We start from the raw sequence: 14,779 nt of genomic DNA on the forward strand, positions 1-14,779 counted from the left end.
CTTGAAGGGCGTCTGCCGGTCAGGTTTCGCTGTCGGACGGGAAAACCGTTCCGAGCGAGCGCCAGTCCTTGCCGGCATTGTCGGCATCGGCGTTCCAGTCCCGATAGGAATTGATGGTGTCCGGCACCTGGGCCGGCCACCAGCAAGGGTCCGAGCAGCCGTAAAGATCGGCCTCCATCGGTTGGCACAGGGCGGCGACACCGCCGAACGGGTCGACTTCCCAGCCGGGATCGAGGGTCGACGTGCAGCCAACCACAACGGTCTGCATGGCCCGCACTTCGTCCATCTTGTCGGTTTCGACCGCAGTGACGACACGGTCGGCTTTCTGGTTCAGGGGTTTCAAGTGTCTCATTTGCCGAATGCCCTCCGAGGCATGATGTGATCCGAAAAGAAGGCCGGAGCGCCGGCGATCAACTCGCCATAGACGCCGATGCCGAAATCCACCCAGTCGCGCATGAGGTCGCAATAGTGGTAGGTCGGCTTCATCGGATCGGAGAAATGGGCGTAACTCTCGTGGTAACAGCCACCCGCGCAGATGTTGCGGATGCGGCAGGTGGAGCAGCCCTTGTCGGTGCGGTCCGCCCGGTCCTCGATGAAACGGGCGAGCTTCTGCTTTTCGATGCCGCCGTCGACCGTTCCATAGGTCTCCATGTCGGACCCGGTGAACCGATGGCAGAGATTGAGACCGCCCTCGTGATCAACCGCCAGCATGCCGAGCCCTGCCCCGCAAGGCAGTGCCTTTGACCGGCCTTCGTAAAGGTCGTTCATGAGCTGGTGCATGTTGGAAAAGCCGATGTTGCGGCCAAGAAGCGCTTCATCCCGGTAGTGCCGTCCGAGACGTTTCATCTCGTCGAACACTGTCTGAAGCTCGTCGCCGGTCAGGTTGAACGGCGCGATGGGACCGGAGGTCACCGGCGAGAAGCCGACTTCATGAAAGCCGATTTCGTTTTTCAGGTGATCCCAGATCTCGTAGACGGCAGTCACGCCATGGGTCAGCGTCACTCGCCCGCCGACCGGGCGGGAGGTGTAGCGTTCCAGCAGCATCCTGGTCTTGGAGGCAACGACGTTGTAGGTGCCCTTGCCGCCTACGGTCTTGCGGTTCTTGTCGTGAAGCGCCTTCGGCCCGTCCATCGAAACGGTCAGACCGAACCGGTGGGTATTGAGCCAGTCGACGATTTCCTCGGTCAGAAGCGTCGCGTTTGTCGTCAGGGTAAAGTCGACACGCTTGCCGAGATTGCCGAAGCGGTCTTCCGCATAGGCAACGACTTCCTTGATCAGGGCCAGGTTGCTGAGCGGTTCGCCGCCGAAGAAGACAACATTGTAGCTGTCCCGGTCGGGGCTTTCCGCCAGCAATAGTTCGATCGAGCGCTTCGCCGTCTCGAACGCCATGCGCCGGCCCTTGGACGGCGTATCCAGATCCTCCTTGTAGCAATAGGTGCAGGAAAGATTGCAGCCCGTGTTAACGTTGAGAACGATCGTCGTCAGCGGGAAGTTCTGGATATGGATAGGCGGCCGTTCCGCCCGGGGCGGGCGGCCGTCGGTGATAATGTCGAGATCGAGAAACGAACGGATTCGCTCTGTCACCTCGAGCGGATCGACCCGGCCGCTGAACCGTTCCCGGACATCGGCTTCGGAAACCCTGGTCCGGTCTCTGAAGAGGTCGATCACGTCATTGTCGAGCCGGTCGATCTCGAACAGAGATGTCGTCGGCACGTGGAAGAGCAGATGGCGTCCGTCCACTTCGACCCGGTGCGCATTCTGCGGCTGAAAAAAGAGATATCCCATGATTACAAACTCCTGTTTCAGCGGATCGGGGGATCGTTCCAGCGCTGCACCGTGACGATGAGCTGACCTTCGCCGGTCGCCTCGCCGCTGGTTGCCAGCACCTTCAGATTGCCCGCATTGTTGGTGGAGAACGGACGCTCGGTATTCGGACCTGCAACGCCAGGCATGAAGATGCCGAGCGTTTCATCCATCACGCCTGCATATTCCGTATCTTTCAGGTGCTCGGCCTCTTCGTTGAAAGGCGCAACCGACCAGGATGCCGGCACGGAGCCGATGCGGATATCGTCCTCGGTCCCCGGCTGACCGTCCGGACCATTCCAGTAACCGACCGCATCGAAGCGGGCGGGAACCTTGCCGGCAGACCCGCCACCGCCGCCGACACGGGCAACGGCAAAGGCCGGCTCCACCTTGAGGCTGTCGACATGGCTATAGACCGCCAGCGTGTCATCTGTGGTTGTCTCTCCGGACGCAATCGTGATCAGGCCATCGGTATCCGCCGCGGGAGAGACTTCAATTGCGGATCCATAGGCGTTGGTCGCGCCGCCGGTGGCTTCAAGCGCACCGCTGAGGGCAACATCGCCAAGCCCTGTGCCGACGATCTGGACCGTAGCGCTGCTGCCGGCCGGAACCGTGGACGGAACGACGCCGACGATCGCAGGAGCCCCGCCAGCCCTGGCCGCCCTGAACGCACCACCGAGGCTGTCTTCGGCATGCAGGAACTGGCGGCCGCTCAGGCTGCTGCCGTCTTCGGAGATCGCCAGGATCTGCCGATACTTCGTTCCGCCAATGTCCAGGTTGGCGCGCCATTCATAGCCGGTATAGACGTTCAGCTTGCCCTCAAGGGTCAGCTCCTCGCCGCCGACGGTCATCAGCGTACCGGAAACCGTATAGGGTTGGCTGTCACCGGAAACCTCAAGCGTGCCATAGGCCTCGCCCTTCTCCGGCAGGCTGGTTGCGAACACCCAGCTTCCAGCGGCCTCCGGCTTCTGTGCTTCCAGCCACGTGTTCCAGGCGTCGGACTCGAGCGGATAGCGCTCGGCCAAAAGCGGCACCACTTCCTCACGGGCCAGTTTCAGCCATTCACGATCACGCCCGAGCGCCTGATATTCCAGGGTTGGCCATTGACCGACATGGAAATCGATATGGAGCGCCCATTCCTCCTGTGTGCGCCGCTGAAGCTTGAAACGGGCGGCTGAATGGCAACGGGAGCACATTTCGCCGAGAGGAGCCTCGACCTCTTCCATATGCGCAGGTTCACGTTCCAGAACGTAACGCAGCCCTTCAGTCTCGCTGGGGGCAAGACCTTGCGTGTCCGATAGGTAGTGCACCAGCTCGCTCTGCACGGCAGGCTCTATTTCCATGCCATGGAAGAGCCGCATGCGCACGATGGTCATCAACCAGCCTTCGGGCGTCTTTCGCTGACCGCTGATGCGGCTGAGCGCACCGTTGTCATCGGCCATGTGACAGCCGCTGCAATTTTCCTCCAGAAGCGTGGCACCGTCCTGCGCCCCCGCCGGAAGAGGCATCAGAAGCATGAGCCCGGCAAGGCCGGCCAGATGCCCCTTTCGCATTCGTTTGATCATGCTGTTTCCCTCGTTTTGGTCTGCTGTTGTTTTGTGCGGCTCAGCGAGCCATGCAGAAGTCCGCGGCTCTCTAGCCAGCCGAAGGCGGCCTTGAGCGCGGGAGACGGTGCGCCTGGCGGTGGCTGCGCCAAGGCGGAAGACGGAAAGAAAGGCTTCAGGTCGCCCACCGGAATGCCCGCGACATAAGCAACGCCGCCGGGATCCTGCGGCGTCACCAGCACTTCGCGCTCGACCAGGCGGTTACTTTCGACGACAACGCGCTTGTGCAGGCTGGTTTCGAACACGGTTGGATGGGACGGTTCGTCATCCGGCCATGAGACCCGTTCCGCCCAGAAAGGATTGCCGGAAAGGCCTGTTTCCAACCGGTAGAAATCGCGCCCTGTTCGCGCCTGACGCCAGAAGGTTTCCACGACGCGGTCCCGGTAGAACCGGGTGGCAAGATGGCTTCCTTTCTCCACGTTCTCGAGAATGGTCAACACGCTCGGCACCGCGGAAAGCGCGGACGACAGGGCCCAGAAAAGGCCGTGACCGGACAAGGGATCGATAGCAACTGCGGCATCGCCAACCGGGATGACCGGCAGCTTCAACCGGGGAGCTGCCAGAACAAGACCGGCCGAGCGGGCAATCAATGGATCCTGGAAGACGAAGTCAGAGAACCGGCCAGCAAGTTGGTCCTGGGAAAGGAACCGGGCCATTCGTTCCCGCAAGGCTGTTTGTCCGGCTCCAACGAGATCATCCGCGCCAACGGAAATCTGCAGCCAGCGGCCAAAACCCGGATCTTTCGCAACCCAGAGCCAGCCTTCAGGGGTGGCCACCAGATGGGTGCCGGCGGCGCCTGCAGCTTGCGTGGCCAGTCCTGCAATTGCCAGGGTCTGTGGTCCCTTGAGGCGCTGGGCGGTAGAAGTCTGCCGTCCGCGTGCGTCGATCAACAGGCGAGCGCGGATCTCCTCACCAGTCGTAAGCTTCAACACGACGCCCTGCTGTTCGTCGGAACTCAGGATCCGGCCAAGGCGTGCCTGCCGGGTCTGTGCGCCTGCCTCAATGGCTGCACGCCTCAAGGCCTCGTCGAAGACATGACGTCGAACCAGCCGCTCGCCATTGGCCGTTCCGGTGAGGCCAGCCCATGTCACGTGTCGGGGTAAGGGGTCGCTGGCAGCACCCAGCGTGTTGCCAAGTCCCTTGGCAATAAGAAGCTGCGCCACCCGCTCGCCGAGGCCTTCCAGCCTGGGCCGGCAGGTTGCCGGGTCGATCAGGAGCACGCTGAGCCCGGCACAGGCCAACTCACGCGCTGTGAATGCACCGGCGGGTCCACCGCCGGCCACTGCCACATCGATGCAGGTCACCAAATCTGTTCCCTTGTCCGGACGCCCAAGTTTTCAAGGTGCTGAACCGGATCTCTCTGTACCTGCCATTAGAGAGAGGGCTTTTTCGTACTTCTCGACAATTTCGGCCAATCTTTGCCGGCCTATTGAAATCCCGAACTGGTCAATTGCAACAACTCCGGAACTCTGCTGTAGTTGAAGCTTCCACTTGCTGTTTACTGCGGCAGGTGAGCCAAGCGGGACTTTCGGGAGAGGCGGGGGTCATGCCAACAGGTGCCACGATCATCGCAGGTGCCTTGAGCGGTCTGCAGTCAATGCTGATCGACAAGGGGCTGGAGCCGGCAGCTCTGGGACGCCAGAGCGGCGTGCCTGTCGACGCCTGGCAGGACGCACACTTCGAAATCCCGCTTTATGCGTTTGTCGAGATCTACGAGCACGGCGCCGCCATGCTTGGCCAACCCGGCATCGGCTGGCAATCAGGCCCCAGGCTCAACCTTCACGACCTCGGCGAACTGGGCGAAGCCCTTCTGACTGCGTCCACCGTCGGTTCTGCGTTGCGAACGTTCGAACGCTTCATCAAATTCATCCAGAGCGAGACGGATCTGCAGCTGACCGTCGAAGACGGCGTTGCCACGCTCACCTATCGTATCCTCAATCCGGATATCTGGCCGCGCAGGCAGGATGCGGAATTCACGCTTTCCGTCCTGACAGAGCTCATCCGGCGTGGTGCTGGACCCAACTGGCAACCGGACCTCATCTGCTTCGAACACACGGCGGCGCGCCCGCTGTCGATCTGGGCGGAAACCGCGGGCAGCTTCTGCCTGTTCGACTGTGAAACGAACGCGCTCAGTTTTCCAGAAAAGGTCCTGTCCGCCTCAATGCCACGCGACAGTGGCGGTGGTCATCGCAACGCCCTTGCCAGCTTGAGCGAGGCACTTGCCAACAAGGCCCGCACCAAGTCTTTGACCGCACGCACACGCACAGCCATCTACGAAGGGCTCGGCGCCGGGACGTCCGACCAGGAAGCCGTTGCCCGGCGCCTCGGCCTGTCGCGCCGCAGTCTGCACAGACATCTGGGTGAGGAAGGCTTGCGCTTCTCCACGCTTCTGGACGACTGCCGCTACCGCATAGCCCGCCATGCCCTTGTCGACACCAGCCATTCCCTGGCGCAGATCGCTTTCGAACTGGACTATTCCGACCAGACCGCTTTCGAGCGGGCGTTCAAGCGCAAGACCGGCATGACTCCGAAGCAGTACCGTCAAAGCTACGGCCGAACGCCTGCGCGCTAGCTGACGCCTGAAAGACAGACCTACAACACGTATCTCGCCTCCACGCCACTTACAGTGCCCCTGCAAGTTCGGGATGCGAATAGGCCTGCGGGTAAGGCATTGGCCGGAACGGCCCTAGCGGCACGACGTTGTTCCAGGAGCGCCCGAAATACCCCTGCCTGCAATGGACCAGCGAAGAACTGTCAGCAACACCCGGCAAGGCATGCACCCGGCACAGCCAATGCCAGAGATTGGGATAGTCCAGGATCCGCGCGCCGTTCAACTTCATGCGCACAAAATAGACCGGGTCGTGCCGATAAAGCGTCGGAAACAGCCTCAGATCGGCTTCCGTAAAGCTCTCCCCGGTGAGAAACGGTCCACCATTCGCTGCCAGCCGGTCTTCCAGCTCTGCCAGCATGGTGAAGTAACTTTCGTATGCTGCCGCATAGACGCTCTGGTCGGAAGAGAAACCGGCCTTGTAGGCACCATTGTTTATGCGTGTGTAGATTGCCTCGTTAAGGGCATCGATCTCCGACTGCAAATCCACATCGTTCGGATAAAGGTCAGGCCTTTTTTCCTGAACTATCGTACTGCCCAGCGCCCCCGCATGCGCGTTGAGCATGCGGATGATCTCGGCGCTTTCGTTGTTGACGATGCGCTGTTGCTTCTTGTCGTAAAGGACCGGGACGGATCGTTCATCAGATCCTTCGGCGCGGTATATCTGTTGCACCAGGCGCAGCCCCTCGCCCGTCGCCGTTTCCTCAGTGCATTCCGGCAAGGGCGCACCCGTCAGGCTCGCAATCCGTCCGGGATTGAATTCCCAAAGGCTCTCCCCTGCCGGATCGTCTTTTTCAGTCCGGCCCGGAAAGGCGACATCCATGGAAACGCCGGACTGAAGCCCGAGGATGTTTCGGGCAAGCGTTACACGGTGGCACCAGGGGCAATTGAGCGCCACAAACAGATGATATCTCCCGGGTTCGGCCGGGAAATCCGCATCGCCGATAGCAGACCGAAAGCCGCTCACGCCGCGCACGAACTCTCCTTGCGCACGTCGGCCGGCCGCATCAGACTGGTTTTCTTCCTTGGACAAATCGGCATTCGGCTTGGGCATCGTCTTCCTCCGGGGCTGTCAGTCTAGAACCAACTAGCAGCCGGGAGCAAAACCGCACCCGGCCGCTAGTTGCTGTTATCCGCGCAGGCGATGGTGAAGAATGATCGGCACTGCCAATTCCTCTTCATCACTCAGGTGGCGTGCCAGCAGGCTTTCAATCGTCCCGGTTACCGGCTGCAGCTTGCCGGCTTCCTCGCGCGCCTGCGCTTCGTCCAGCTGGACCAGCTTGATGGCGCGATTGGCGGTTTGCGAGAGCTGGAACAGCATCGCGTCCAGCGCCTCGTGGTCCTTCTCCAGGATCTCCAGTCCCCTTTCGAAACGCGGGTCGGCCTCACAGAGTTCCGGAAAGTAGCTCTTGTCTTCCCAGGTGTGGTGGCCATGGAGATTGCGTACCAGCAGATCGCCGTAACGAGAGAGCCTTGCAGCAAAATCGTCCGGGTCTCTCAGCTTCTCCAGATAGGCTTCCGTTTCGAGCCGAACCAGTTCCGCCAACTGCCGGAACATCACATGTGCCCCCAGCCAGTTGCTGGTTTTCTCCTTGAAACCGGGATGTGCCTCCCAGGTATCGCGCGGATACGCATCCAGCAGAATGCGCATGTCCGCGGGCATTTCCGAGGTGCGAATTTCAATATCTGCGTTCATGACGTTTCCAATCTGATTGTTGGCGGGCCGGATCGGAAGACACCTGGCGTGAAACGGTCCGGCACTTCAGGTCCTGCCACAGATAGGAAGTTGCAAATTTCATAACCAGATATCAAAATCAGGGATCAACGTTCTGATTTGGAGAACACTTGGGACAGATAGAAGACCTGCGCCTGTTCGTTCAGGTGGTTGCCAGTGGCAGCATCTCGAAAGCCGCTGGAGAACTCGGCATTGCCAAGTCGGCCGTCAGCCGCCGCCTGTCCCTCCTGGAAGATCGCTATGGGACCCGTCTCATCGACCGCTCGCCCGGCCATTGGGACCTGACCGAGCCCGGGCGCGAACTCTTTCAGCGCGCGAGCCGCGTCGTCAGCGATGTCGACGATATCGAGGACGATTTCCTGAGCAGCGGAACAGCCCCTTCCGGACCCTTGTCGATTTCCATACCCAGAGATTTCGGCCACGGTTTCCTCAATGCGGCGCTGATCGATTTCCAGGCTCGCCACGCGGATATCCAGCTGACCGTGGATTTCGATGACAGGTTGGTCGATCTGGCCAGAGAGAACTACGACTTTGCGATCCGTATCACCCAAACGCGGCCCGAAGATGCCATCGCGCTGAAACTGGGTACCGTGGAGCATTGCCTCTTTGCCAGCCCCGACTACTTGCGCCAGCACCCTGCGCCGCAATCGATCGATGATCTGCAGCAGCACCGGCTTCTTCATTTCGGCTGGGCCAGGCGGACCGTTTGGGAGTTCCAAACGCAAAAAGGCAAGCGCCAGCAAGTTGAGTTTCAGCCCGCACTCAATTCCAACAGTGGCGCGTTCCTGCTGGATGCAACCATCCTGGGGCATGGCATCAGCAGGCTGCCGGATTTCATCGTGACGGGCGCACTGGCAGCCGGACAGCTGGTGCCCCTGTTACCGGACATCGCTGTGCCGGCATGGGGCATCTATCTGCTCCACGCCCGCGAACGCCGCCTCAACCGTCGCATGCGCCTGTTTGCGGAGGAGATCCGGGCAGCTTGTCTTTCCGGCCTTGGCAACGAGCCGCAAGTCCCTGCCCCGGACTGAAACCCTTCCGCACTGAACTCGTTGCAACGCGAAGTCTAGATCAGCCACGCCCCACGAACGGCATGCCGGTTGCCATCACCGTCAACGTCAGCACATTGGCATCCAGCGGCAGGCTGGCCATGTAGGTGACGGCATTGGCGACGTGGGCCGGATCAATGGTCGGCTCGGAAGCGGTTTCGCCATTTGCCTGCAGCACACCACCGCTCATTTTGGCCGTCATGTCACTGGCCGCGTTGCCGATGTCAATCTGGCCACAGGCAATATCGAAGGGACGCCCATCCAGTGCGGCCGATTTCGTCAGGCCGGTAATGGCATGTTTGGTCGAGGTGTAAGGAGCCGAATTCGGTCTTGGCGTCGTGGCCGAAATCGAACCGTTGTTGATGATGCGCCCGCCTCTTGGTTCCTGCGCCTTCATCATCCGGAAGGCCTGCTGGGTGCACAGGAAAGCACCAGTCAGGTTTGCAGCCACGACAGCGCTCCATTCCTCGAAAGAAATATCTTCAAGTGGAACGGACGAATTCGAAATCCCTGCGTTGTTGACCAGGAGATCGAGCCTGCCGAAAGTCTTCGAGATCTCGTCAAAGAGCACCTTCACAGACGCCGGGTCACCGACATCCGCGGCAATCCAAGAGACTTCATTGCCGCTGTTGCGGGAGAGTTCGGTCGCAGTCTTTTCCAGGACATCCTTGCGGCGGCCAGTGATCAGAACCCGCCAGCCGGCGCGGCTCAAACCAGCGGCAACTGCCTTGCCTACCCCCGTGCCGCCACCGGTCACAAGCGCGATCTTTCCCTTCACGTCAAATCCGTCTGCGGTCATGGGTTTCTACCTTCCAGTTCATCTTCGATATGTATGCGGATGATGTCGTCAAAGCTCGTTTCCGCCTGGAACCCAAGCTCCAGCGCACGCCTGGCATCGAAATTCCTCGGCCAGCCCTCAACGATCCGTGCAATAGCCTCATCCGGTTCCCGGCGGATAAGCCTGACAGCCTTTTCCCCCGCGACCCGCCGCAAGGCCTCGATCTGCTCCCCGACAGTGGCGGAAAGCCCCGGCAGCGTGACCGTTCTGCGTGGACCGATGCCAGCAGCGTCCATCCGTGCGGCATGAACGAAAAAGCCGACCGCGGCACGTGGGCTGGCAAACCAGTGGCGTACGCTGTCATCCACCGGCAGAACAGCCTCCTGCCCGGAAAGCGGTTCGCGCATGATGTTGGAGAAGAACCCCGAGGCCGCCTTGTTTGGCCTGCCCGGGCGAATGCAGATGGTTGGCAGGCGCAGGCCTATGCCGTCGAAAAAGCCCTTGCGGGAATAGTCGGCCAGCAGAAGCTCGGTGATCGCCTTTTGCGTGCCGTAGCTTGTCAGCGGCGTTGTAAAGAATTCATCGCCAATCTTTTCGGGAAACGGCTGACCGAACACTGCAATCGACGATGCGAAGATCACCTTCGGAAAATACGGCTCCCGTGCGCCTTCGATCCGGATCGCCTCAAACAATTCGCGGCTGCCGTCGAGATTGACCGCATAGCCCTTTTCAAACTCCTGCTCCGCTTCGCCGGAGACGATCGCCGCCAGGTGAAAGATGACATCGGGGCGCGAAGCGACCAGCGTCCGGGCGGCTCCTGCCTTCGAAAGATCCACTGTGACTGCCTCGGCAATACCGGGCAGCGCCGCTGGTGCGGTTGGCGAAACAGCATCGGCCAGCGTCAGCCGGGACACTTCAAAACCAAGAACTTCCGGCTGCGCAGCCAGCTTTTCAACCAGCTTGCGGCCAACCATACCGGCAGCGCCGATGACGAGAACATGCATGGAGGGTCTCCGCGGAACTTGATGGCAGGAACGTTCCTCGGGAGACTTGCGGAGATTGGACGGAAGGGCAAGGCGGATTAAGCGGAAAGGTGTTCTCCCGGCCGAAACACAACCTGAAAGACTTTACATTCGGCCAGTGAGCGGCCCGCAATAAAGGTTATCCCCCTGAGCCGCTTGCGCAAATCAGGGGGACAACGCGGTGGCTCAACCCGCCTTGATGAAGTTTTCCAATTTGCCCAATGTCTGCTGTCCAAGTTCCACAGCGCCAAAGCCCTTGGCTTCCTGGAATTCCGCAGCAGTGCTGAAGACCATGCCGAGCGTGACCTTCGTTGCGCCGTTCTCTTCCTCGAACGAGGCCCAGGCGTCAGCATGCTTCGGGCCATTCTCGCCCCAGAGCAGCGTATAGCTGAGCCGTTCATTTGGCCGGACGTCCGTATAGAGATGGTGGTTCGGAAAAACCGTACCGTCAGGTGCGATCATGTCGAACACCCACTCGCCGCCCGCGCGCAGATCAATCCGGGTGGTGCGGCAGGAAAAGCCGTCCGGCCCCCACCACTGCGGCAGGGTTTCGGGGTTCATCCAGGCGCCCCAGACAACAGACCGTGGTGCACGGATCACCCGCTGCAAGATCATCGTGCGCTCGGCAGCGCCTGCCAGATTGTCCAGGCCAGCATTGAAGCCGTCCCGATATCCGCCTTCCATATTCGCGGCCAGCGAGGAAAGCTGCACGGTCACGGACAAGCGGCTGCTTTCACCCAGATCCGCGATCGACGCCGTAACCAGCGCGACGGACTGAGTTTCTCCTTCGCACGAGATCACCTCGTAATTCACGCTGCGCAGAGGTGGCTGAAGGTCCAGCCAACCGCATTCGCAGCGCATATCCGGCTGACCATCCACCTTGCAGAGCGAAATTTCGCGTCCGCCCACCCTGGTGTCGGCTTCGAGAAATTCCACGGTAACGGCGGGTGACGGTGCCGCCCAGACAGCCCTTGCCGCCGGAGCGGTCCAGGCCTGCCAGAGGGTTTCGGCAGGGGCGGCCATGTCGCGCTCGAAGAAAAGCGTCGCAAATCCGTTTCTTCCCTCGCCAGCCGCGTTGGAGGCAGTGTTGTTCAGAACCACGCTCTGCGTCATTCTCCGTTCTCCTTCATCACGTTCATTACAAACGCATCCAACCTGTCGAGGCGGGCCTCCCAGATGGCGCGCTGTTCATCGATCCATGTCCGCACCGGCTCCATGGCCTCCGGAACGATGGCGCAGGTGCGTATGCGTCCATCCTTGGCGGTGGTGATGAAACCTGCCTCCTCCAGCACGGAAAGGTGCCTCATGACCGTCGGCAGCTTCAGTCCGGTCGGCTCCGCAAGGTCCGTCACCCGCGCCGGGCCACTTGCGAGCCTTGTCAACATCGCGCGGCGCGTCGGGTCGGACAGCGCGTGGAACAACAGGGAGAGATCAGGATCATGCTTAGCCATATTGCTAAGTATTTCAAAATCCACATCAGGCGCAAGGAAAAACTTCGTCAATTAGCTAAGTTTTAGCCTGCGGCGGGCAGCACGACTGAAAGAAAAGTCTTTCAAGTCATATAGTTATAACCGAACCTTGAAAATTAATCGCAAGAACGAACCTGGCCAATCTGCCGTCCGTCTCCCTGACTGCAGAAGCCAACGTGCTTCGCACCCCGTCATCCCATTAGCAAAACCCGAGCCGGCATCCACAGCCCCATGGCCGTCATCATCAGGCTTTCGGTCAATGAAACAAAGCCGAGCGGAACGGAAGAACTGCCGCCAACGCAGGCGCATTTCAGTTCCCGTTTCTCCAGATAGACCGCCTTGAATATGCTGATAGCGCCGATCAGGCCAATAAAGAAGGAAACCGGCGCCGACAGCCAGACCAATGCACCGGCCGTCATCAGGATACCGGCGAAGGCTTCGGCATAAGGATAGATCCTGGAATAGGGAACCCAGCGCCGCGCCAGCAGGTCGTAGTTGAGAAACATCGTGGAAAAACTCTCCACGTCCTGCAGCTTCTGGATTGCGAGGATTGTCATGGAAAGCGACACGAACCATTCCACGGCCCGCAAGCTGAGCAGCGTTCCATATTGATGCCAGGAGAGGCCAAGCGCCAGAAGCAGGGCCACTGAAAAGATGGCGATCACGGGCCGATAGGTCGTGTCGCTACGCTCTTCCTCTGGCGGATCAAGTTTGAAATAGACGCGCAAGGAGTCATAGCCCCCGATCCGCTTGTTGCCGACGAAGGATTGTGGGGTCGTCTCGACGCCGTGTTTTTCCATGAAGGCGTCTGTCTCCTCACGGGTAGTGAGGTGATGATCTTCAACCTCGAAGCCCTGCCATTCCAGAAGGTCCTTCGATTTCAGGCCATAGGGACAGATGTGCCCGGGCATGACCATTCGGTAAAGCCTGGCGGTCTTTTGCTCGTCAGTGCCGTTCATCGGAAAAGCTCCTCAGTCAAACGGGATCCGACCGGGAAACGACCACTCACTTCGACATGATATTGATTGCGCGAGCATGCCTGTTCCGCACCGGCCGGCTGTAGTTTTCTGACAGGCAAACGCGGCGAGCCACGGATGGTTGCGAGGCTCAGCCTCCAGCTGGCTTCATCGCGCTTTCCAGCACGTCATAAACCTGGCCCTCGCCCATCTGGCTGACATTGAACCTCAGGAACCCGGTCATCGTCTGCGAAACGCTGAAGACGTTGCCGGGGGCGAGCACGACGTTCCGGCGCAGCGCGGAGCGGGCAATGGCGGCGGCATCCCGGCCGTCCGGCAGACTGCACCAGAGATAAAAGCCACCCTTGGGGCTGAGCCAGGGCGTAATACCGAGCCGCTCCAGCCTACCGGCAACCTCGCGCCGCTTCTTCGCAAGGCGCACCCGCAAGGCTTCCATGTGCTTGCGATAACTGCCGTCGCTCAGGACGCCGTAGACAAGATCGCTCGCGACCGGTCCCGGGCCACCGAAATTGGTGGCCACTTGCAGGTCGACAAGAGCCTCGATCCAGTCCGTTCGAGCTGCAATGTAACCGCAGCGCACGGAGGCAGACAGGGTCTTGGAAAAGCTGCCGATGCGGATGACACGCTCCAGTCCATCGAGAACGGCAAGGCTCGGCAGGGGTTCTGGCGCAAAGCTGCCGAAAATATCGTCTTCTATCACCACCAGGCCGTGGGCTGTCACAAGGTTCAGGACCTTGTGCGCAACCTGGGGCGAGATCGTCGCGCCGGTGGGATTGTGAAGGCCGGAATTGGTGATGTAGAGCTTGGGCTTGTGCCGGGTCAGCGCTTCTTCGAACAGCTCGGTATCCGGTCCGCTGCGCGTGAACGGCACACCGGCAACCTCCACCCTGTGCGCCTTCAACAACGCCTGAAAGTTGAAGTAACACGGGTCATCGACCAGAACCGTGTCCCCCGGCCGCAAAAAGAAGCGGCAAATGAGGTCGATGGCCTGTGTACCCGATGGCGTGAGCAGAACCTGGCCCGGGCTCACCTCAAGGCCTTCTTCCGAGAACTGCCGGGCGAGCAGGTGGCGCAGGTTCAAAGCACCCCGTGTTTCGCCATAGTCGAACAGGTGACCACCGCCGGTACGCGCCAGCGCTCGCAAGCCACGCTGCATGGCCTCGCTTGGCATCCAGTCCGCCGGCAGCCAGCCGCAGCCGGGTTTCAGTACATCCGGCCCGGCATCGAGCGACTGGCGCGACACCCAGAACGGGTCGATTTCCCGGTCAAGCTGCGGTCCGACGTCGGCGACCGAGAACGGACGGGCGGCATCGGCAACATAAAAACCGGAGCCTCTACGGGCATAAATGATGCCCTCTGCCGCCAGCCTGTCGTATGCGGTCACCACTGTTGACGGCGACACCCGCATGGTCGCGGCGAATCCACGAATAGACGGCAACTTTTCACCCGGTTGCAGCAAACGGCTGGCGATCTTCCGCTTGACGGCTTCCATTACCGTGGCCGTCCGTGTGTCCTGTTCCATTCGTTTGTCCGCTGAAGTGTATGGCAAGTGTGTACAGTACAGTTTTGCAAAATTGTATTGCACTGTCTCTGTCCTGACCAGTCCCTCCGGATTATTCCTGCCCCTGCAACGTGTCGTCATGGACGTTCAGGAAGGGGCTACGTTCGGCAAGCTTCGCTTTGTCTGCCGTCCTCTCGGCTTCGCAAGAGAGCAGGACGGATGCCGCAGCCTCC

The 14,779-nt window shown here is 60.5% G+C and carries 14 protein-coding genes; 2 read left to right on the forward strand and 12 right to left on the reverse strand.

The window, feature by feature from the left end:
• Positions 1-19: 19 nt before the first annotated feature.
• From qhpC to J7447_RS10450, 4 genes are read right to left on the reverse strand one after another with little or no spacing between them, the layout of a single operon-like run.
• A complete protein-coding gene (gene qhpC / locus J7447_RS10435) occupies positions 20-352 on the reverse strand; it encodes a quinohemoprotein amine dehydrogenase subunit gamma (protein ID WP_006932572.1) in 333 nt (110 codons plus the stop codon).
• Positions 349-1,785: a quinohemoprotein amine dehydrogenase maturation protein gene (gene peaB, locus J7447_RS10440; protein ID WP_209169563.1), complete on the reverse strand. Its 1,437-nt coding sequence runs from the start codon at positions 1,783-1,785 to the stop codon at positions 349-351. Before peaB ends, qhpC begins: the two co-directional genes overlap by 4 nt.
• 17 nt (positions 1,786-1,802) lie before the next feature.
• On the reverse strand, positions 1,803-3,368 hold the full coding sequence (gene peaA, locus J7447_RS10445) for a quinohemoprotein amine dehydrogenase subunit alpha (RefSeq protein ID WP_209169564.1): 1,566 nt from the start codon (positions 3,366-3,368) through the stop codon (positions 1,803-1,805).
• Entirely contained in the window at positions 3,365-4,711 is a 1,347-nt protein-coding gene (locus J7447_RS10450; RefSeq protein ID WP_209169565.1) for a lycopene cyclase family protein, read from the reverse strand. Before J7447_RS10450 ends, peaA begins: the two co-directional genes overlap by 4 nt.
• A 242-nt stretch (positions 4,712-4,953) precedes the next feature.
• Here J7447_RS10450 and J7447_RS10455 point away from each other — a divergent pair, with 242 nt between their 5' ends.
• Complete coding sequence (locus J7447_RS10455) at positions 4,954-5,979, forward strand: AraC family transcriptional regulator (protein ID WP_062488315.1); 1,026 nt, start codon at positions 4,954-4,956, stop codon at positions 5,977-5,979.
• A 49-nt stretch (positions 5,980-6,028) separates the two neighbouring features.
• Here the strand turns inward: J7447_RS10455 and J7447_RS10460 are convergent, their stop codons facing one another.
• Both J7447_RS10460 and J7447_RS10465 read right to left on the reverse strand, forming a co-directional pair.
• Positions 6,029-7,069 carry a glutathione S-transferase C-terminal domain-containing protein gene (locus J7447_RS10460; RefSeq protein ID WP_209169566.1) on the reverse strand — a complete coding sequence of 347 codons (1,041 nt, stop codon included), beginning with the start codon at positions 7,067-7,069 and terminating at the stop codon, positions 6,029-6,031.
• A 75-nt stretch (positions 7,070-7,144) separates the two neighbouring features.
• Positions 7,145-7,711 (reverse strand): hemerythrin domain-containing protein, encoded by a 567-nt coding sequence (locus J7447_RS10465; RefSeq protein ID WP_209169567.1) that lies wholly within the window; start codon positions 7,709-7,711, stop codon positions 7,145-7,147.
• 149 nt (positions 7,712-7,860) lie between these two features.
• Here J7447_RS10465 and J7447_RS10470 point away from each other — a divergent pair, with 149 nt between their 5' ends.
• A complete protein-coding gene (locus J7447_RS10470) occupies positions 7,861-8,781 on the forward strand; it encodes a LysR family transcriptional regulator (protein WP_209169568.1) in 921 nt (306 codons plus the stop codon).
• Between the two features lie 40 nt (positions 8,782-8,821).
• Here the strand turns inward: J7447_RS10470 and J7447_RS10475 are convergent, their stop codons facing one another.
• The 6 genes from J7447_RS10475 to J7447_RS10500 all read right to left on the reverse strand — a co-directional run bounded on the left by J7447_RS10475 (position 8,822) and on the right by J7447_RS10500 (position 14,567).
• Complete coding sequence (locus tag J7447_RS10475) at positions 8,822-9,598, reverse strand: SDR family oxidoreductase (protein WP_209169569.1); 777 nt, start codon at positions 9,596-9,598, stop codon at positions 8,822-8,824.
• Positions 9,595-10,581, reverse strand: coding sequence for a D-erythronate dehydrogenase (gene denD, locus J7447_RS10480; RefSeq protein ID WP_209169570.1), 987 nt, complete (start codon positions 10,579-10,581; stop codon positions 9,595-9,597). The genes J7447_RS10475 and denD overlap by 4 nt, the downstream gene beginning before the upstream one ends.
• Positions 10,582-10,785: 204 nt before the next feature.
• On the reverse strand, positions 10,786-11,712 hold the full coding sequence (locus J7447_RS10485; protein ID WP_077292481.1) for an SRPBCC family protein: 927 nt from the start codon (positions 11,710-11,712) through the stop codon (positions 10,786-10,788).
• Positions 11,709-12,050, reverse strand: coding sequence for a metalloregulator ArsR/SmtB family transcription factor (locus tag J7447_RS10490; protein ID WP_023000773.1), 342 nt, complete (start codon positions 12,048-12,050; stop codon positions 11,709-11,711). Before J7447_RS10490 ends, J7447_RS10485 begins: the two co-directional genes overlap by 4 nt.
• Positions 12,051-12,259: 209 nt before the next feature.
• Positions 12,260-13,027: a glutaredoxin gene (locus J7447_RS10495; RefSeq protein ID WP_286189111.1), complete on the reverse strand. Its 768-nt coding sequence runs from the start codon at positions 13,025-13,027 to the stop codon at positions 12,260-12,262.
• Positions 13,028-13,175: 148 nt separating this feature from the next.
• A complete protein-coding gene (locus tag J7447_RS10500) occupies positions 13,176-14,567 on the reverse strand; it encodes a PLP-dependent aminotransferase family protein (RefSeq protein WP_286189112.1) in 1,392 nt (463 codons plus the stop codon).
• Between the last annotated feature and the right edge of the window lie 212 nt (positions 14,568-14,779).

The organism is Labrenzia sp. R5_0, assembly GCF_017743835.1.
Lineage (GTDB): Bacteria > Pseudomonadota > Alphaproteobacteria > Rhizobiales > Stappiaceae > Roseibium > Roseibium algicola.